Source organism: Cupriavidus sp. UME77 (assembly GCF_014170355.1).
Taxonomy (GTDB): Bacteria; Pseudomonadota; Gammaproteobacteria; order Burkholderiales; family Burkholderiaceae; genus Cupriavidus; species Cupriavidus basilensis.
In genome coordinates this window covers 49,074-67,114 of the sequence record NZ_LZZU01000046.1, presented here as the reverse complement: position 1 = coordinate 67,114, position 18,041 = coordinate 49,074, and the positions used below count along the sequence as shown (strand labels likewise).

Below are 18,041 nucleotides of genomic sequence, written 5' to 3'. Positions count from 1 at the left end.
TGCGGGGGATGCGGATCAGCGAATGACATTGCGCCAGTCCTGCTCAAAGTCATGCACCAGCGACTGCTCGTTGAGCCGGTTCGCACGCGCCTCGCGCGGCGCCATGTCGGCGGGGAAGCGGAACATCAGCGCGGTGCTGTCGGCATCGAGGAATTTGAGCGGCACGGTGTAGCGCGTGGGCGGCGTGTAGTCGTCGCGCTTGCCCGCAAGGATAAAGCCCCATTCGCCGAATGACGGCACATAGGCGTGGTAGGGCCAGGTATGCAGGCCCGCCTCGCGCAACGTGGCGTCGATATCCCAGAACGAGCGCGGCGCGAAGTACGGCGAGGTGGACTGCACCACCGCATAGCCCTTCTGCGCGAGATGGTGCGACATCAGCTTGTACATCGGCACCGAGTACAGCTTGCCCAGGCCGAAGTTGGACGGGTCGGGCAGGTCGACGATGATGGCGTCGAACATCTCGTTGTGCTGCTCCATCCATTGCGCGGCATCCGCATTGACCACCTGCACGCGCGCATCCTTGAGCGAGCCTTGGTTCAGCGCCACCAGCGGCTCGCTGCGCGAGAACAGCGTGGTCATGGCGGGGTCGAGGTCGACCAGCGTCACGTGCTCGATGTTCTTGTGCTTGAGGATCTCGCGCACGGCCAGCCCGTCGCCGCCGCCGATCACCAGCACGCGGCGCGCCCACGGCAGCGCCTGCAGCATGGGATGCACCAGCGCCTCGTGGTAGCGGTGCTCGTCGCGCGAGGAGAACTGCAGGTTGCCGTTGATATAGAGGCGCATGTCGTCCTTCCAGCGCGTGATCACCAGGCGCTGGTACGGCGTGCTTTCGCTATGGATGATCTCGTCGCCGAACATGCCGCGCTCGGCCCAGTGGGTCAGCCGCCCCGAGGCCAGGAAGCCGCCTGCCAGCAGCACCAGCACCAGCGAGGCGCGCAGCATGCGCGACATCACCGGCTTGAGTTCATCGCGGAAGATATGGATGGTGACGAGCGCCACGCCGGCATTGAGCATGCCGAACAAAAAGCCGGTGCGCGACAGCCCCAGGCGCGGCGCCAGCACCAGCGGGAACACCAGCGAGACAGCCAGCGCGCCAAGGTAGTCGAACGTCAGCACGCGGCTGACCAGCTCACTGAAGGCGGTGCGCCGCGTGTTGAGCACGCGCATGACCAGCGGGATCTCCATGCCCACCAGCACGCCGAGCACGAACACCATGGCATAGAGCGCGGTGCGAAAGGGCGCGGACAGCCAGGCAAACACCACGAACAGGAGCGCCGCGGAGATGCCGCCGAGCAGGCCGATCAGGATCTCGATATCGATGAAGCGCGCCAGCACGTCCTCGTCCTTCACATAGCGCGACAGCCAGGAGCCCACGCCCATGGCGAACAGGTAGCAGCCGATGATGGAGGAGAACTGAAGGATGGAGTCGCCCAGCAGGTAGCTGGACAAGGCGCCGGCGATCAGCTCGTAGCCGAGCCCGCAGGACGCCACGATCAACACCGAAAGAACAAGGGTACGGTCGCGCATCGGGGCTAGGGAATCGGGAATCGGGGATCGGAGAGGAAGCCGGGAAGGAAGCCGGGAGGGGCAGGCGTGACGCTCAGGCGAGCCGCCGCGCGATGCGCGCACGCCTGGCAAACCGCAAAAAAGTTGTGATGAACCGAAATGGACAACGGATATACTTGGGCGCCAACTGCCAACAATGCTGATATCGCCAATATGGCTTCACGATTCACGGCTCGCTTACTGTTGCGGCAGCCCGGAACACCGTCGTAGAACCAGCCGGAGAACAACCAAGATGCAAGCCATCTACGCCTACGTGCTGCACCTGCTGGCCGGCCTTGCCCTGCTGGCGGTGTTCGTCGGAGTCTACACCAGGATCACGCCGTTTCGGGAGTTCGCGCTGATCCGCCAGGGCAACCTCGCGGCGGCGCTTTCGCTGTCGGGGGCGATGATCGGTTTTTGCTTTACGCTGTCGTCCAGCATCCAGCACAACGACACCTTCCTGATGTTCCTGGTGTGGTCGGTGGGGGCGATGCTGGTACAGGCGCTGGCCTACGCGGGCCTGGCGCGCGCGCTGCCCGACATGGATGCAGCGATCGAATCGAACAATATCGGCATGGGCGGCCTGATGGGCGCTATTTCAGTGACGGTCGGCTTGATCAATGCCGCCTGCCTGTCCTGACTTCCTGAACGTGCTGGAACAACGCTGAGAACCTGGGGATTGCCATGAGCATCGGATCGTTCATCAAGAAGCAGTTTATCGACATCCTCCAGTGGACGGAGGACACGGACGGCGTACTGGCCTGGCGCTATCCGATGGAGGATATGGAAATCCAGTACGGTGGCAGCCTGACCGTGCGCGAGTCGCAGATGGCGGTGTTCGTCAACGAAGGCAAGATCGCCGACGTGTTCGGGCCCGGCATGCACAAGCTCACCACGCAAACGCTGCCGGTGCTGACCTACCTGAAGAACTGGGACAAGCTGTTCGAGTCGCCCTTCAAGTCGGATGTGTACTTCTTCAGCACGCGCCTGCAGATCGGCCGCAAGTGGGGCACGGCCCAGCCGATTACCATCCGCGACGCCGATTTCGGCATGGTGCGGCTGCGCGCCTTCGGCTTGTATTCGTACAAGGTGGCCGACGCCGCCAGGTTCTATACCGAGATCAGCGGCACGCGCGCCGAGTACACCCGCGACGAAGTGGAAGAGCAGTTGCGCAACCTGCTGATCGCCACCATGACCGCCACGCTGGGCGGCGCCTCGGTACCCTTCCTGGACATGGCCGCCAACCAGGCGCTGATGTCGCAGACCATCCGCGACAAGCTGGCGCCGGAGTTCGAGCGCTACGGCGTGGCGCTGGATAACTTCGCGGTGACCAATGTGTCGCTGCCGGAAGAATTGCAGAAGGCCATCGACACCCGTATCTCCATGGGCATGATGGGCGATATGGCGAAGTTCACGCAGTACCAGGTCGCCACCTCGATCCCGCTGGCCGCGCAGAACGAAGGCGGCGTGGCCGGCCTTGGCGCCAGCCTGGCGGCGGGCGCGGTGATGGGCCAGGCGATGGCGGGCGGGCTTGGCGCCGCCGCCGGCGTCCAGCCTGCCGCACCCGCTGCGGCAGCGGCGCCGGCCGCAGTGGCCGCGCCCGCCGACGATCCCGCCGCACGCCTGCAAAAGCTCAAGGACCTGCTCGACAAGAGCCTGATCTCCCAGGCGGAGTTCGACACCGCCAAGGCCGAGATCCTCAAGAAACTGATCGGCTGAGCGCGCCCCTATCCCTTAAGCATGCAAGAAATCAACTGCCCAAGCTGCGGCGCGCCGGCGGCCTTCCGCTCGTCTGCCGCGGTGATGGTGGTGTGCGAGTTTTGCCACAGCACGCTTCTCAAGGACGCCGACACGGTCAAGGACATCGGCAAGATGTCCACCGTGCTGGAGGACTACACGCCGCTGCAGATCCACACCACGGGCCAGTGGGACGGGCAGGGCTTCACCCTGGTCGGCCGCATCCAGCTGCGCTACGACTCCGGCCTGTGGAACGAGTGGTACCTGCTGTTCGACGACGGCAGCGACGGCTGGCTGGCGGATGCCTCCGGCCAGTACATGCTGACCCGGCGCGTCACGGCCGAGCAATCCGCCGCCCAGCTTAACGGCGTGGCGCTGCCGCGCTACGACCAGCTCACGCCCGGCACGCCCCTGTACTTCGACAAGCATCGCTACCTGGCCAGCGACGTGCGCAGCGCGCGCTGCACCGGCGGGCAGGGCGAGTTGCCGTTCACGGTGGGCGCGGGCTGGACCGCGCAGGTTGCGGACTTCCGCGACGAAGGCCGTTTCCTCACGCTCGACTACGCCGACGGCGATCCGCCTGCCATCTATACGGGCCAGGCGGTCACGCTCGACCAGCTCAAATGCCAGTTGCTGCGCGAGGCCGACCAGATCGCCGGCACCGCCGACCGCTACCGCGGCAAGGCAGTGCCGCTGGCCTGCCCGGGCTGCGGCGGCCCGATCGCCTACCGCGCGGGCGTGGCCAGTTTCGTGGTCTGCCCGAGTTGCCACAGCGAAATCGACTGCTCCACCTCCACGGCTCTCGTGCTGGAAAAGCAGCGTGAGCTCGATGCGCTCAAGACCAGCCTGGCGCCGGGCGACATCGGCAACATCGACGGCAAGCCGTACACGGTGCTGGGCCTGATGCAGTGCACCGACAACGACGAGGAAGAAGCCTCCACCTGGGTCGAGTATCTGCTGTTCAACGAGCAGCGTGGCCTGATGTGGCTGGTGGAGCAGGACAGCGGCTGGGACCGGGTCGAGGTGCTGGATACCTGGCCGCGCATGGTCTCCGGCACGGCCGCAAGCTACCAGGGCCAGACGTTCCAGCAAGGCTACGACTACGAGAGCGAGGTGCTGTACGCGGCGGGCACCTTCAACTGGCGCGTCAAGGTGGGCGACACCACGCGCCTGACCGAATTCGGCAAGCCGGCGCGCCGGCTCACGCGCGAGACCTCCGGCACGGAGATCGTCTGGACTTTGTCCACCACCGTGGCGCGCGCGCAGCTCGCGCAGTGGTTCAAGTCCAGCCCGGGGCTGGCCGAGGCCGCCCGCGCGCCGCAGGCAGCGCGCGCATCGGCTGCGGGCAGTAGCGCCGACCTCGCCTTTTGCCGCAAGAGCGCCAAGGTCTACGCCATCCTCCTCGCCATCCTCAATGTCCCGGTGGCGCTCGTCACCGATCGGGGCTGGTTCACTATCGTCATCGGCTTCCTGCTGCTTTGGGTGCCGATCTGGCTGGTCCAGCGCTGGGCCGGAAAGGATTGAGTCAGCGTGCGCCTGCTTTATCTTGTCTACGGCATCATCGTGCTGTTCGGCACGACCTTCTTCAACATCGGCGAATCCACCGGTTCCGGCTCGTCCGGATACGCGAGCTCGCGTGGCTGGAGCGGCGGTTCCTCCGGCTCCAGCGGCTGGTCCTCTGGCGGCGGCCACAAATGAGCCGGCGGCCATGAACGCCCCAGCCCTGCCTTGCCCGGCCGTGCTCGGCCACCACCTGCTTGCCGACCTGCAAGGCGTGGCAAGCGACCTGCTGGCCGATGCCACACTGGTCGAGCGCGTGCTTTACCAGGCGGCGCAGGTCGCCGGTGCCACCGTGGTCGATGCGCGCTTCCGGCACTTCGGGCCGGGGCTGGGCGTGACCGGGGTGCTGCTGCTCAAGGAGTCGCACATCAGCATCCATACCTGGCCCGAGTACGGCTTTGCCGCCGTGGATGTGTTCATGTGCGGCGCCGCCCGCCCGGAGCTGGCGGTGGAGGTGATGCGCGCGGCCTTCGTGCCGCGCACGCTCACGCTGCGCAACCAGGCGCGAGGCCCGGCGCCGGGCTGAGCACGAAGCTGGCAAGGCTTGCCACGATGGTCTACACTGTCGACTAACCCCGTAATTACTACAGGGTATTTGATGCGGTCGGGAGTGACCTGGAGTCGGCATGCGTATCGGTGAGCTTGCAAAGCACAGCAGTTGCGACGTGGAAACCATCCGCTATTACGAGCGCGAAGGCCTGCTCGACGCGCCCCAGCGCGAGGACAACGGTTATCGCCGCTACGGCGACGGCCATCTGCTGCAGCTGAACTTCGTGCGGCACTGCCGCTCCCTCGGCATGAGCCTGTCCGACGTGCGCCGGCTGCGCGACTTCGAGCGCGATCCGACACTGGCCTGCGACGATATCAACAGCCTGCTGGATCGCCAGATCGAGCAGATCCACGCCCAGCGCGTGGCGCTGGAGGCGCTGGAAGGGCAGTTGCGGGCACTTCGCCATACTTGCGACCAGCCGCATCCGGCCAGCGAATGCGGGATCCTGCAGAACCTGCAGCAGGCCGCGGCCGGCGCCGCCTGCGAATGCCATCCGCATCCTGAGAGCCAAGCGTAAGGGTTGCGCCCCGGTGCCTGAACGGTGCCGGCTATGCTACGATCCCTTTACCTGCCGCGCACCAAGCTGGTGAAAAAGCGGCGGGCCGAGCCCGCGACGAAGCCTTTGAGTGAGCCATTGCTCTCGTCAGTTTCGCCGCATGGCGCGCTTTCCCGATTTTCCATTCCAATTGCTGCCGCACCCAATGACGCCTTGCTGCCTGTCGCCGATTGCTGTCGAGCTTGCCCCTGTCGGGCAGGCCGGCGCGACCGCGCGCGCAGTCCAGGCGCCGCGCGCACAAGCCAAACAGGCGATTGCCTGCCGCCGGATCAGCGCACCGCTTGATCCTGCCCGGTTCCCAGCCTGACGTTCCCCCCAACGCAGGCAGACGCTGAACCGGGCCGAGTCACCCCCAGTTCGCGGTTTTCCCGCCGGTACTGACCGCCGGTAACAGCTCACCTTATTTCATGACCTGGCAACGCCAGGAGCCGATCCCCGACGGATCGCTCCCGCCTGTTCCGGGTCGCCGCATCGCCACTTAGCGAGGATTCATCATGACGGCATCGTCCAAACAACAACCGACCCTTTACCTGACCGAGCTCGACGTCACCCGTCTGGAGCGCATCGCGGGCCGCGCCGGCGCCGCGCCGCTGGCCGAAATGCTCGACAGCATCCTCGAGCGCGCGGCCATCGTGCCGGCCGAGGCAATTCCCAAGGATGTGGTCACCATGAACTCCAGCCTGCTGTGCGCGCTGGAGGGCGAGGCCACGCCGCGCCGCTGGACGCTGGTCTATCCGGATACCGCCGATTTCGAGGAAGGCCGCCTGTCGGTACTGTCGCCGATCGGCCGTGTGCTGCTGGGCGCGCGCGCCGGGCAGACCGTGAGCTATCGTCTGCCGGACGGACGTGAGCAAAGCGTCACCGTGGTGGAGCTGTCTTTCCAGCCTGAGGCCAACGGCCAGTACACCGTCTAAGGCCTGGTCAAAAGCTTATCCTGCACTTTTTTGGTACTTTCAGGCCGACTCAAGGCTGATTCCGGGCGCCGGTCGTGGCGCCCCGGCGCGCGCTCATCGGCGCCGCCCATCCCGCAAAACGCTAGCCCGCGAGCAAGCTGTTCGCCCGCGGACCGGCCTCCGGCCTGGGCTGGCGGGCCATCAGGCATCGCTTTGGCCACCCGCCGCGCCCCCTCGCAAGCCCTCCCACCGCGCCATTGGGCGGCCAATCCGCGCCGTTCGTCCGACTTTCCAGCGTTTCACGACTCGCAACGCACCATTCGTCGCAGTGGTATTTCTCCTTGCCCGCCAAGCCACTAATCTTCAGTCCGTGCCTGCAGCGCAACATAGATTTGCCGGGGCAGCTTGTACAGCAAATTAAAAGCAAGAACGACACAATCAGTTGAAGGAGTCCCAAATGAATGCCAAACGCATCCTTGGCAGCGCTCTCGCCGTGCTGATGGTGGCCTCGTCGGCCGCGGTACTGGCGGCCCCCGCCAACAGCAAGGTCGGCAAGTTCGACGTGTACGCCGACGCGTTACGCGCCGGCAAGTTCGATACGTTCACCGATGGCGCGAAGGCCGGCAAGTTCGATACGTTCACCGACGGCGCGAAGGCCGGCAAGTTCGACACGTTCACCGACGGCGCGAAGGCCGGCAAGTTCGACACGTTCACCGACGGCGCGAAGGCCGGCAAGTTCGACACGTTCACCGATGGTGCCCGTGCCGCTTTCAGTGGCGAGATCGCAGCCAGCTCACTGGACAACTCGCGCAGCGGCGACGGCTCGCTGTACGGCTACCGGGTCTGATACCGACCCCGTGTTACCCGGCGGCCACTCTGGTGGCCGCTTCGGTATCGCTGTTGCTCCCCGTTTTATCTCCCACCTGCCCGGCTGACCTCCTCCTCCTTTCTCTCCCGCCGGGTGGGTGATTTTTGCCCGCCGCACCCCGCATTCCCTGCCTTTCGTTTTTCCTCCGGCAGCCTCGTAGGTTCCCCGCCCCGACTACCCCGAACTACCCCGAACGCCAGTGGGCGCCACGCGCCTTGTCATTGCCGTTCGCGCCCGGCACGCCTGCGCCCGATCAAGACATAGAGCAGTGGCACCGCCAGCGAGCCGATCACGGTGGCGCCCAGCATGCCGCCTAGCACCCCGGTGCCGACCGCGCGCTGCGCGGCCGCACCCGGGCCGGTGCTGATTGCCAGCGGCACCACGCCCAGGATAAAGGCCAGCGAGGTCATCACCACCGGGCGCAGCCGCTGGCGGGCGGCCTGGCCGGCGGCTTCCAGCAGGTCCATGCCGCCGCGGCGCAACTGCTCGGCGTATTCCACCACCAGGATGGCGTTCTTGGCCGCCAGCCCCATGATCACCACGCCGCCCACCTTGAAGTAGACGTCGTTCGGCATGCCGCGCAGCCAGATCGCCACCAGCGCGCCAACGAGGCCCGCCGGCACAATCAGCAGCACTGCCAGCGGCAAGGTCCAGTTTTCATAGAGCGCCACCAGGCACAAGAAGATGAACAACATCGACAAGGCAAACAGCCACGGCGCCTGCGTGCCGCTTTGCTGCTGCTCGAAGGCGCGCCCGGTCCAGCGCACGTCGTAGGCGCCGCCCAGCTCGCGCACCTTGGCCGTGAGGCGTTCCATGGCTGTGCCGGTGCTGTGGCCCGGCGCCACTTCGGCGTTGATGCGCACCGAGGTGAGCCCGTTGAACCGCTCCAGCGTCGCTTCGCCCTTGCCCCAGGCCAGTTCGGCGAAGGCACCCAGCGACACCATGCCGCCGCTGGCATTGCGCACATGCACGCGCGATAGCTTGGCCGGGTCCATGCGGTAAGGCGCATCCGCTTGCAGGATCACCCGGCGGATACGGCCTTCGCGCGCGACTTCGTCGATATAGCGCGAGCCCAGCGTGGCCGACAGCGCATGGTGGATGGCCTCCGGCTCCACGCCAAAGCTGCGCGCGCGCTCATAGTCGATGTGCAGGTCCAGCGCCGGCGCCGGCTGGCCGGTGGTGGCGCGCACCTCCCCCAGTGACGGCTCATCCTTGACGGCGGCAAGCAGCTTGTCGCGCGCGGCAAACAGCGCTTCGCGCCCGGCGCCGGCCTGCGCCACCAGCCGCATGTCGAGCCCGCCGGTGCTGCCCAGCTCGGGCAGGGCAGCACCGTTATACGCGTACAGCTGCGCCTGTCCCCGCCCGGGCCACGCTTCCAGCCCGGCCTGGAGCCTGGCCAGCACGGCGTCCGCGCGTTCGTCGGCGCCGCGCTCCGACCAGTCCCGCAGCGCCAGGTACATGCTGGCGCGCTGCTCGCCGTTACCGGAATTGCTCCAGCCCAGCACGGCAAAGGTCGAGCGCACGGGATACTTGCCGGCTTTCAGCCACGCTTCCAGCGCCGCCACGGTGGCGCGCGTCTGCTCCTGCGTGGCGCCCGCGGGCAGTTCCATATCGATCACCAGTTCGCCGGTGTCCTCCTCTGGCAGGAAGCCCGCGGGGATCTGCCACATCAGCACGCCGCCGGCCACCGCCAGCGCCAGGTAGATGCCCAGCCAGCGCAGGCGGCGCCGCTGCAGCGCCAGTATCCAGCCGGCATAGCGCGCGGTGAGCGCCGTGAAGCCGCGCTCGAACCAGGCCAGCGGGCCGCGCTGCGGATGCGGGGCATGGCGCAGCAGGCTGGCGCACATGGCCGGCGCCAGCGAAAGCGCGAAGAACAGCGAGAAGGCGATGGAGATCGCCAGCGTGATGGCGAAGTGCCGATAGATCACGCCCACCGCGCTGCCCAGGAACGCCATCGGCACGAACACCGCGCACAGCACCAGCGTGACACCCACCAGCGCGCCGGACACTTCGCGCATCGAGCGGGCCGCCGCCTCCATGGCGTCCACGCCATCTTCGCGCATGATCCGCTCGACGTTCTCCACCACCACGATGGCGTCGTCGACCAGGATGCCGATCGCCAGCACCACGCCAAACAGCGTGATCACATTGAGAGACAGGCCGAACGCGTACAGGCAGGCGACCGTGCCAAGCAGCGAAACCGGCACCACGATCACCGGGATCAGCGTGGCGCGCAGGTTGCCGAGGAACAGGTAGAGGATCAGGAAGACCAGCGCCGTGGCTTCGCCCAGCGTGGTCAGGACGCGCCAGATCGAGCGTTCGACGAACTGCGCGTTGTCGGATGAGATCTCGTAGCGCATGCCTGCAGGGAAGCCGCGTGCGGCTTCGTCGAGCGCGGCGCGCACCGCGCGCGAGGTGGCCAGCACGTTGGCACCGTCTGCCAGCTTGAGGCCGATCGAGGCTGCCACCTGGCCATCGTGGCGCGAGCTGTAGCGGTAGTCGCTGGCGCCCAGCTCCACCCGCGCCACGTCGCGCAGCCGTACCAGCGAGGCGTCGCCGCCGGCGCGCACCACGATCTGGCCGAAGGCCTCCGGCTCGGCGAGCGGCCGGGGCGGGCGCACCAGCGCCTGGTAGGGCTGGCCCGGCACCGCTGGCGCACCACCGAGCTGCCCCGGGGTGACGTCGCCGTTGCGCGCCTTGATGGCCTGTTCGACGTCCGCGGCCGTAAGGCCGTAGGCATTGAGCTTGTCGGGATCGAACCAGATGCGCAGTGCGTACTCGGCCCCGTAGGGCTCCGCCTTGCCGATGCCGGGCAGGCGGCGCAGCATCGGCAGCACCGAAGCGGCGGCAAAGTCGCCGAGCGCGGTTTCGTCGAGCTGGCTGTTCTGCGACACCAGCGAGACATACATGAAGGGGCTGCTGCCGGCCTGGTCCACGAAGATGCCGCCGCGGCGCACCGCCTCCGGCAACAGCGGCTCGGCTTGCATGACGCGGTTGCGCACGTTGACCTGCGCCAGCTGCGCATCGGTGCCCTGGCGGAAGCCCAGCGTAATGGTGGCGGCGCCGCCCTCGCTGCTGGCATCCAGGTAGAGCAGCCCGGGAATGCCGTGCATCTGCTGCTCCAGCACCGCGGTCACCGCATCTTCCACGGTACGCGCGGACGCGCCGGCATAGTCCGCGTAGACGATCACGGTGGGTGGCGCCACCGCCGGATACTGGGCGATGGGAATGCGGGTGAGGGCGATCAGGCCCGCCACCATGGTGAGGATGGCAATAACCCACGCGAACGCGGGCCGGCGAAGAAAAAAGGACGCCATGGCACATTGGATTGTTTTGCGCGTGCGCGGCGGCTAGCTGCCGCGAGCGCGCGGTGGAACGGATCCGGCGCGCGGGCACCGCGAGATGCGAGCGGTGAAACGCGCCGGGCAGCGTGGCAGAAACGCTGTGGGGAAGTGTGTCTGGCCGTCGCTCTAGCGGGACGGTCGGGAGAAGCCGCGCAGCAGCGCCGCGAGCAGCACCTGCTGCCGACGCGCCAGCGGCTGCCAGTCCTCGTGGGGCAGGTGCTCGAACGTGATTTCGAGCGCGGCCAGCCCGTGCACGGCAGTCCACAGCGCATTGGTGACATCGCCGGGGTCGTACATGGAATCGATCAGCGCGGTGGCTTGCTGGTCATGCACGCAAGCCAACAGCACCGTGTTCACCGGGTCTTCCGGGAAACGCTCGCCCCAGCGCAGGTCGATCGCGCGCTCGGCGTCGGCCGGCAGGCCCATCATCATCATCAGGTGATAGCTGTGGCGGTTGGCCAGGGCCCACGCCACATAGGCATCGAGCACGGCCGGCAACGCCAGCGCAGGCGTGCCCGCGGCGGCGCGCGCGTCGGCCAGCGCCGCCGCGAGGCGTACCCAGTCCTGCGCGCAAAGCTCGAACAGCAGTGCGGTCTTGTCTTCGAAATGGCGGTAGATGGCGGCCGCGCTATAGCCGCAGCGCTCGCCGATGCGGCGCAGCGTGACGCCGCTGAAGCCCGCCTCGGCAAACAATGCGCGGGCAGCATTGAAAAAGGCTTCGCGCACACTTTCGCGCCGCAGCTCGGCACCGCTGGCCCGCGCAACGGGCGCGCCGGCACGCGCGGCAACCGGCGTGGCGGGTACGTTTGCGGGCGGGGCCGACGGGCTGGATTGTGCTGGGCGGATGGCGGACATGGCCGCGATTATAAACACCGCTCACTTTGTAAACAACGTTTACATGGCGAATTCAGCACAAACGAGTGCCCCACCAGCGAGGGGGCGCTGCCCCCGGGGGAGGGGGGGCGGCGCAGTCATCCGGATGCGTGGCTCAGAGTTGCTTGGCCGCGAAGGTGTCGCACTTGCGGATGTCGCCGCTGGTCAGGCCCTGGCGCAGCCAGCGCGTGCGCTGCTCGCTGGTGCCGTGGGTGAACGCCTCCGGCACGACATAGCCCTGGGCTTGCTTTTGCAGGCGGTCGTCGCCGATGGCGGCGGCAGCCTTGAGGCCTTCCTCGATATCGCCGGGTTCGAGCAACTGCTGGTTCAAGCGCTCTGCGGTGGCGGCCCATACGCCGGCCAGGCAATCGGCCTGCAGCTCCACGCGCACCGACAACTGGTTGGCCTGCGCCTCGCCCATGCGGCGGCGCGCGGCGTCGACCTTGCCCGACACGCCGAGCAGGTTCTGCACATGATGGCCGACCTCGTGGGCAATCACGTAGGCCTGGGCAAAATCGCCACCGGCCCCGAAGCGCTGGCGCAATTCATCGTAAAAAGCCAGGTCGATATAGACCTTCTGGTCGCCCGGGCAATAGAACGGCCCCATGGCCGACTGGCCCGTGCCGCAGGCGGTAGGCGTGGCGCCCGAGAAGATCACCAGCGTGGGCGGCGCATAGCGGCGGTTGAGATCGGTCTCGAAGATATGCGACCAGGTGCGCTCAGTGTTACCGAGCACCTTGCGCACGAAGACCGTCATCTGGTCCCGGGCGGGGGGATGGCTGGGCACATGCTGCTGTTGCGGCGCTTGCTGCTGCGAGCCCTGCAGCACCGAGGCGCCCTGCATGATCACGGATGGGTCGATGCCAAAGAAATAAGACGCCGCCAGCGCCACCAGGATGGTGCCGATGCCGAGCGTCTTGGGCCCCGCGCCAAAGCCGCCGAAACCGCCGGAGCCTTCACCCCGGCGGTCTTCTACATTCTGGCTTTCGGCTTCGTCGTCGAGACGCATGGTGGCTCCGCATTACTGGTTGATCGCCGCGGCAAAAAGGTGGCCGCAGCGTGTCGATCAGTATAGCAACGGCAATGCCGCCAACGCATGCGTGTGGTGTATCAGGCGGTAACCGCCGGTGCCGTGCTGGCAGCCGCTTGCCCCTGCGCCTTGCCCGGCTCCGCGCCGCCGATCTCGGCCACGCGCAGCAGGTTGGTGGTGCCGCCCTGGCCAAACGGCATGCCTGCCGCGATGGTGATCTGGTCGCCGGGTTCGGCATAGCCCTCTGCCAGCGCCGCGCGGGTTGCCGCATTCACCATCTCGTCCACGCTTTGCACGTCCGGGCTGACGGTAGAATGCACGCCCCACGCAATCGCCAGCCGCCGCGCGATTTCCAGGTTCGGCGTGATGCTGACGATGGGCGCGCACGGCCGCTCGCGTGCGGCGCGCAGCGCAGTGGAGCCCGACGAGGTGTAGGTGACGGTAGCCACCGCGCCGATGATCTGCGTGACCTCGCGCAGCGCCGCGCAGATCGCATCCTGGCGGGTGGACAGCGGCGCCTCATGCCCCGCGTCCAGCAGGTTGCGGTACAGCGGATCGCGCTCCACCTCGGTGATGATGCGGTTCATGATGGCCACCGCCGGCACCGGGTGGCGGCCGTTGGCCGATTCGGCCGACAGCATCACCGCATCGGCGCCGTCATAGATGGCGCTGGCCACGTCGGAGGCTTCGGCGCGCGTGGGCACCGGCGAATCGATCATCGATTCCAGCATCTGCGTGGCGATCACGATGGGTTTGCCGTGCTGGCGGCAGATGCGCAAGATGCGCTTCTGCACACCCGGCACGCGTTCCGGCGGCAGTTCCACGCCCAGGTCTCCGCGCGCCACCATCACCGCATCGGACACGCGCACGATCTCTTCGAGTTGCTGCAGCGCGGCGGGCTTCTCGATCTTGGACAGCACGCCGGCACGGGTGCCGATGATCTCGCGCGCTTCCACGATGTCGGCCGGGCGCTGCACGAACGACAGCGCGATCCAGTCGGCGCCCAGCGCCAGCGCGAAGTCGAGGTCCTTGCGGTCCTTCTCGGTCAGGGCGGGGATCGGGATCACGGCGTCGGGCACGTTCACGCCCTTGCGGTCGGACAGCGTGCCGTGGTTGACCACGCGCGTGGCGATGCTGCCGCTGGCCACCGCCTCGATCTTCAACTGCACCTTGCCGTCGTCGATCAGCAGCGACTGGCCCGGCGCGGCCACCCGGAACAGTTCCGGATGTGGCAGGTGCACGCGCGTGGCGTCGCCCGGGCTGGGATCGCTGTCGAGCACGAAGGCGTCGCCGGCCTTGACCGCCACCTTGCCCGCGGCGAAGGTGCCAATGCGCAGCTTGGGGCCTTGCAGGTCGGCCAGCACGGCGATGGGGCGGCCGGTCTCGGCCTCGACCTGGCGCACGGCGTCATAGCGGCGCTTGTGGTCGTCGTGCGAGCCGTGGCTGAAGTTCAGGCGAAAGACATCCGCCCCGGCATCGAACAACTGACGGATCACCTCGATGTCGGTGCTGGCCGGTCCGAGCGTGGCAACGATCTTGGCTTTGCGCTGGCGTCTCATTTTGTCTCCTCTTCCAATCTCGGGCGGCGCGCCGCGATGGGCGCGCCGTTGTTCAAACACGTGGCATGCCTGCTTGCTTACACAATCAGGATGGCGCGGAAATCATTCACATTGGTGCGGGTCGGGCCGGTAACGATCAGGTCGTCCAGGCCGGCGAAGAAGCCGTAGCCGTCGTTGTTGCCGAGGTGCGCGCGCGCGGACAGTCCGCGCGCCTCGGCACGGGTCAGCGTATCGGGGGCGAGCAACGCACCGGCGTTGTCTTCGGAACCATCGATGCCGTCGGTGTCGCAGGCAATGGCATGCACGCCCGGCAGGCCGTCCAGTGCGACCGCGAGCGCCAGCAGGAATTCGGCATTGCGCCCGCCGCGGCCGTTGCCGCGCACCGTCACCGTGGTCTCGCCGCCGGACAGGATCACGCAGGGCTTGCGAAACGGCTGGCCATGCTGCGCAACCTGCCGCGCGATGGCGGCATGCACCAGCGCCACATCGCGGGATTCGCCCTCGATGCTGTCGGACAGGATATGGGCGTCAATGCCCAGCTCGCGCGAGCGCGCCGCCGCGGCTTCCAGCGATTGCTGCGCGGTGGCCAGCGTGACGCTGCGATGGCCGTCAAAGCGCGCATCGCCGGGCTTGGGCGTTTCGCCCGCTGCGCTCTCCAGGTGGGCGCGCACATTGGCGGGCACTTCGATGCCGTACTTGGCGATCACCGCCAGCGCGTCGGCGCAGGTGGTGGCGTCGGGCAGGGTGGGGCCGCTGGCGATCAACGTGGGATCGTCACCGGGAATATCGGAAATCAACAGGGTCTCGACGCGTGCGGGCGCGCAGTGCAACGCCAGCCGGCCGCCCTTGAGCGCCGACAGGTGCTTGCGCACGCAATTCATCTCGCCGATATTGGCGCCGCTCTTCAGCAGCGCGCGGTTCACGGCTTGCTTGTCGGCAAGCGTGATGCCGTCGGCCGGTGCGGCCAGCAGCGCGGAGCCGCCGCCGGAGATCAGGCACAGCACCAGGTCGTCGGCGGTCAGGCCTTTGACCAGCGCCACCATGCGCTGCGCGGCGCGCTGGCCGGCTTCGTCGGGCACCGGGTGCGCGGCTTCCACCACCTCGATACGCTGGCACGGCGCGCCATGCCCGTAGCGCGTAACAACCAGCCCGGAAATCTCGCCTTGCCAGTGCGCCTCGACAGCTTGCGCCATGGCGGCGGCGGCCTTGCCGGCACCAATCACCACCGTGCGGCCCTTGGGCGGCGTGGGCAGTTGCGGCGGCAGGCAATGGCTGGCGCTGACGGCGGCAACCGCGGTATCGAACAGGTCGCGCAGCAGGGCGCGCGGATCGGTGAGTCCGGCAGGGCGCTGGGGCGCCTGCAGGGTAGGGTAGGAATCGGTGGCGAGCATGACGGGATCCGGAAGTGCTGCGTTCCCGGCCGCGAGCGGCCGGGAGTGATGCTGGCCTGCCGAGGCAGGCCGTGATGGCGCTGCTGGCTTACTTGGCGCCGCCCTTGGCGATCTCATGGTTGGACATGATCTCGATGGCGCGGCACAGTGCCGAATGGTCCTGCTTGGCCCAACCGTTGGCGGCGCAGGTGTTGAACAGCTCTTGCGCGGTGGCGGTGTTGGGCAGTGCCACGCCCAGCGCCTTCGCGCCCTGCAGCGCGAGGTTCAGGTCCTTTTGGTGCAGCTCGATGCGGAAGCCCGGATCGAAGGTGCGCTTGACCATGCGCTCGCCATGCACTTCCAGGATGCGCGAAGCCGCGAAGCCGCCCATCAGCGCCTGGCGCACGCGCGCCGGATCGGCGCCCGCCTTGGAGGCGAACAGCAGTGCTTCGGACACGGCCTGGATGTTCAGCGCCACGATGATCTGGTTGGCCACCTTGGTGGTCTGGCCGTCGCCGTTGCCGCCGACCAGCGTCACGTTCTTGCCCAACAGGTCGAACAGCGGCTTGACCTCGTCGAACGATTCCTGCGGGCCGCCGACCATGATGGTCAGCGATGCGGCCTTCGCGCCCACTTCGCCGCCGGACACCGGTGCATCCAGGTAGGCGGCGCCGAGCTTGTTGACGCGCGCGGCGAAATCCTTGGTGGCGATCGGCGAGATCGAGCTCATGTCGACCACGATCTTGCCGTGCGCGGCTTCCTTGCCGGCGGCCTTGAGCGCGGCGGCCACGCCCTTCTCGGCGAACAGCACGGCTTCCACGTGCGGGGTGTCCGGCACCATGATCACGATGATGTCCGCGCGCTTGGCGACTTCCTCGGCGCTGGTGCAGACCGTGACGCCGGCATCGACCAGCGCTTGCGGTGCGGGGTTCACGTCATGCACGAACAGCGTGTGGCCGGCCGCGCGCAGGTGGCCCGCCATCGGTGCGCCCATGATGCCCAGGCCGATAAAGCCGACGTTGCGTTGGTTTGCCATGTGATGTCTCCTTGATGGAATGTTGAAACCTGTGTTGGTGATGCAATGCCCTTTTCAGTCCTGCTGCGTGGCTTGAAGCGCTTGCCAGAGCCGCTTGAAATGCCCGCCGGCGTTTACTCCCTCTCCCCTCAGGGGGAGAGGGTTGGGGAGAGGGGTGGCTTAGCTAGGAACCACTGGAAACGAAGCCAACGGTTTTTTCAGCACGCCGTCGTAACGACCGCCGTCCCTCTCCCCCGGCCCCTCTCCCGCAAGCGGGAGAGGGGAGCAAACAAGCGCCGCGCGCTCACAGCATGAACAGAAATTACTGCACGCCGTGTTCCGCGCGCCAGCCCAGTCCTTCCACCGTGGTCGTGCGGGGCTTGTACTCGCAGCCGACCCAGCCGCCGTAGCCGATCTCATCGAGCCACTTGAACAGGAAGTGGTAGTTCAGCTCGCCGGTGCCCGGCTCGTTGCGCCCCGGGTTGTCGGCCAGCTGCACGTGCTTGATCTTCGGCAGGTTGGCTTTGAGCGTGGCGGCGATTTCGCCTTCCATGCGCTGCATGTGATAGATGTCGTACTGCACGTAGAGGTTGGGCGCGTTGACCTGTGCGATCAGGTCCAGCGCCTGCTGCGTGCGCGACAGGAAGAAGCCGGGGATGTCGAATGTGTTGATCGGCTCGACCAGCAGGTCGATCTGCTCGGCGCCGAGCGCCTGCGACGCGAAGCGCAGGTTTTCCACCAGCGTTTCCTGTGCCTGATCCTGCTTGACGTTCTGCGGCTGGATGCCGACCAGGCAGTTCAGCTGGCGCACGCCCAGCACCTTGGCGTACTTGATTGCCTCGCCCACGCCGTCCTGGAATTCGCTCACGCGGTCCGGGTGGCAGGCAATGCCGCGCTCGCCCGCTTCCCACTTGCCCGCCGGCAGGTTGTGCAGCACCAGGTCGAGCTGGAAGCGGTTGAGCCGGTCTGCGATCTGGTCGGCGTGAAAGGCGTAGGGGAAGAGGAACTCCACGCCGCGGAAGCCCGCGCGCGCGGCGGCTTCAAAGCGGTCGAGGAAGGCCACTTCGTTGAACAGCATGGTCAGGTTGGCGGCAAGTTTTGGCATGGATGTCTCCGGATGACTTGTCTTGTGATTCCGCTC

Annotated in this window: 16 protein-coding genes; 8 read left to right on the top strand and 8 right to left on the bottom strand. The window is 67.2% G+C overall.

What is annotated here, in order from left to right:
• Positions 1–15 precede the first annotated feature (15 nt).
• A complete protein-coding gene (locus A9975_RS18225; RefSeq protein ID WP_183034050.1) occupies positions 16–1,527 on the bottom strand; it encodes a polyamine aminopropyltransferase in 1,512 nt (503 codons plus the stop codon).
• A gap of 271 nt (positions 1,528–1,798) precedes the next feature.
• Here A9975_RS18225 and A9975_RS18220 point away from each other — a divergent pair, with 271 nt between their 5' ends.
• The 8 genes from A9975_RS18220 to A9975_RS18185 all read left to right on the top strand — a co-directional run bounded on the left by A9975_RS18220 (position 1,799) and on the right by A9975_RS18185 (position 7,688).
• Positions 1,799–2,185 carry a DUF350 domain-containing protein gene (locus A9975_RS18220; RefSeq protein ID WP_043350632.1) on the top strand — a complete coding sequence of 129 codons (387 nt, stop codon included), beginning with the start codon at positions 1,799–1,801 and terminating at the stop codon, positions 2,183–2,185.
• 44 nt (positions 2,186–2,229) lie between these two features.
• The gene (locus tag A9975_RS18215) at positions 2,230–3,264 is read left to right on the top strand and encodes an SPFH domain-containing protein (RefSeq protein WP_183034049.1); all 1,035 of its coding nucleotides are present in this window, start codon (positions 2,230–2,232) and stop codon (positions 3,262–3,264) included.
• A gap of 21 nt (positions 3,265–3,285) precedes the next feature.
• The gene (locus A9975_RS18210) at positions 3,286–4,806 is read left to right on the top strand and encodes a DUF4178 domain-containing protein (protein ID WP_183034048.1); all 1,521 of its coding nucleotides are present in this window, start codon (positions 3,286–3,288) and stop codon (positions 4,804–4,806) included.
• 6 nt (positions 4,807–4,812) lie between these two features.
• A complete protein-coding gene (locus A9975_RS18205; RefSeq protein ID WP_158001334.1) occupies positions 4,813–4,980 on the top strand; it encodes a hypothetical protein in 168 nt (55 codons plus the stop codon).
• A gap of 10 nt (positions 4,981–4,990) precedes the next feature.
• Positions 4,991–5,368: an adenosylmethionine decarboxylase gene (speD, locus tag A9975_RS18200; protein WP_183034047.1), complete on the top strand. Its 378-nt coding sequence runs from the start codon at positions 4,991–4,993 to the stop codon at positions 5,366–5,368.
• Between the two features lie 100 nt (positions 5,369–5,468).
• Positions 5,469–5,909 carry a Cd(II)/Pb(II)-responsive transcriptional regulator gene (locus A9975_RS18195; RefSeq protein WP_183034046.1) on the top strand — a complete coding sequence of 147 codons (441 nt, stop codon included), beginning with the start codon at positions 5,469–5,471 and terminating at the stop codon, positions 5,907–5,909.
• 533 nt (positions 5,910–6,442) lie between these two features.
• Positions 6,443–6,862: a nucleoside diphosphate kinase regulator gene (gene rnk / locus A9975_RS18190; RefSeq protein WP_043350617.1), complete on the top strand. Its 420-nt coding sequence runs from the start codon at positions 6,443–6,445 to the stop codon at positions 6,860–6,862.
• A 436-nt stretch (positions 6,863–7,298) separates the two neighbouring features.
• Entirely contained in the window at positions 7,299–7,688 is a 390-nt protein-coding gene (locus A9975_RS18185; RefSeq protein WP_183034045.1) for a hypothetical protein, read from the top strand.
• A gap of 239 nt (positions 7,689–7,927) precedes the next feature.
• Here the strand turns inward: A9975_RS18185 and A9975_RS18180 are convergent, their stop codons facing one another.
• The 7 genes from A9975_RS18180 to hyi all read right to left on the bottom strand — a co-directional run bounded on the left by A9975_RS18180 (position 7,928) and on the right by hyi (position 18,005).
• Positions 7,928–11,026 carry a multidrug efflux RND transporter permease subunit gene (locus A9975_RS18180; protein WP_183034044.1) on the bottom strand — a complete coding sequence of 1,033 codons (3,099 nt, stop codon included), beginning with the start codon at positions 11,024–11,026 and terminating at the stop codon, positions 7,928–7,930.
• Between the two features lie 153 nt (positions 11,027–11,179).
• Entirely contained in the window at positions 11,180–11,908 is a 729-nt protein-coding gene (locus tag A9975_RS18175; RefSeq protein WP_183034043.1) for a TetR/AcrR family transcriptional regulator, read from the bottom strand.
• 133 nt (positions 11,909–12,041) lie between these two features.
• Positions 12,042–12,935: a neutral zinc metallopeptidase gene (locus A9975_RS18170; protein WP_150992575.1), complete on the bottom strand. Its 894-nt coding sequence runs from the start codon at positions 12,933–12,935 to the stop codon at positions 12,042–12,044.
• A gap of 101 nt (positions 12,936–13,036) precedes the next feature.
• Entirely contained in the window at positions 13,037–14,515 is a 1,479-nt protein-coding gene (pyk, locus tag A9975_RS18165) for a pyruvate kinase (RefSeq protein ID WP_183034042.1), read from the bottom strand.
• A 77-nt stretch (positions 14,516–14,592) separates the two neighbouring features.
• Entirely contained in the window at positions 14,593–15,906 is a 1,314-nt protein-coding gene (locus A9975_RS18160) for a glycerate kinase (protein ID WP_183034041.1), read from the bottom strand.
• Positions 15,907–15,994: 88 nt separating this feature from the next.
• A complete protein-coding gene (glxR, locus tag A9975_RS18155; RefSeq protein WP_183034040.1) occupies positions 15,995–16,921 on the bottom strand; it encodes a 2-hydroxy-3-oxopropionate reductase in 927 nt (308 codons plus the stop codon).
• 301 nt (positions 16,922–17,222) lie between these two features.
• Entirely contained in the window at positions 17,223–18,005 is a 783-nt protein-coding gene (hyi, locus tag A9975_RS18150) for a hydroxypyruvate isomerase (protein ID WP_174425817.1), read from the bottom strand.
• Positions 18,006–18,041 lie beyond the last annotated feature (36 nt).

Bases quoted from the DNA above. Each gene is read 5' to 3' on its own strand.
- A9975_RS18225 (WP_183034050.1), bottom strand. From the start codon at position 1,527: ATGCGCGACCGTACCCTTGTTCTTTCGGTGTTGATCGTGGCGTCCTGC.
- A9975_RS18220 (WP_043350632.1), top strand. From the start codon at position 1,799: ATGCAAGCCATCTACGCCTACGTGCTGCACCTGCTGGCCGGCCTTGCC.
- A9975_RS18215 (WP_183034049.1), top strand. From the start codon at position 2,230: ATGAGCATCGGATCGTTCATCAAGAAGCAGTTTATCGACATCCTCCAG.
- A9975_RS18210 (WP_183034048.1), top strand. From the start codon at position 3,286: ATGCAAGAAATCAACTGCCCAAGCTGCGGCGCGCCGGCGGCCTTCCGC.
- speD (WP_183034047.1), top strand. From the start codon at position 4,991: ATGAACGCCCCAGCCCTGCCTTGCCCGGCCGTGCTCGGCCACCACCTG.
- A9975_RS18195 (WP_183034046.1), top strand. From the start codon at position 5,469: ATGCGTATCGGTGAGCTTGCAAAGCACAGCAGTTGCGACGTGGAAACC.
- rnk (WP_043350617.1), top strand. From the start codon at position 6,443: ATGACGGCATCGTCCAAACAACAACCGACCCTTTACCTGACCGAGCTC.
- A9975_RS18185 (WP_183034045.1), top strand. From the start codon at position 7,299: ATGAATGCCAAACGCATCCTTGGCAGCGCTCTCGCCGTGCTGATGGTG.
- A9975_RS18180 (WP_183034044.1), bottom strand. From the start codon at position 11,026: ATGGCGTCCTTTTTTCTTCGCCGGCCCGCGTTCGCGTGGGTTATTGCC.
- A9975_RS18175 (WP_183034043.1), bottom strand. From the start codon at position 11,908: ATGTCCGCCATCCGCCCAGCACAATCCAGCCCGTCGGCCCCGCCCGCA.
- A9975_RS18170 (WP_150992575.1), bottom strand. From the start codon at position 12,935: ATGCGTCTCGACGACGAAGCCGAAAGCCAGAATGTAGAAGACCGCCGG.
- pyk (WP_183034042.1), bottom strand. From the start codon at position 14,515: ATGAGACGCCAGCGCAAAGCCAAGATCGTTGCCACGCTCGGACCGGCC.
- A9975_RS18160 (WP_183034041.1), bottom strand. From the start codon at position 15,906: ATGCTCGCCACCGATTCCTACCCTACCCTGCAGGCGCCCCAGCGCCCT.
- glxR (WP_183034040.1), bottom strand. From the start codon at position 16,921: ATGGCAAACCAACGCAACGTCGGCTTTATCGGCCTGGGCATCATGGGC.
- hyi (WP_174425817.1), bottom strand. From the start codon at position 18,005: ATGCCAAAACTTGCCGCCAACCTGACCATGCTGTTCAACGAAGTGGCC.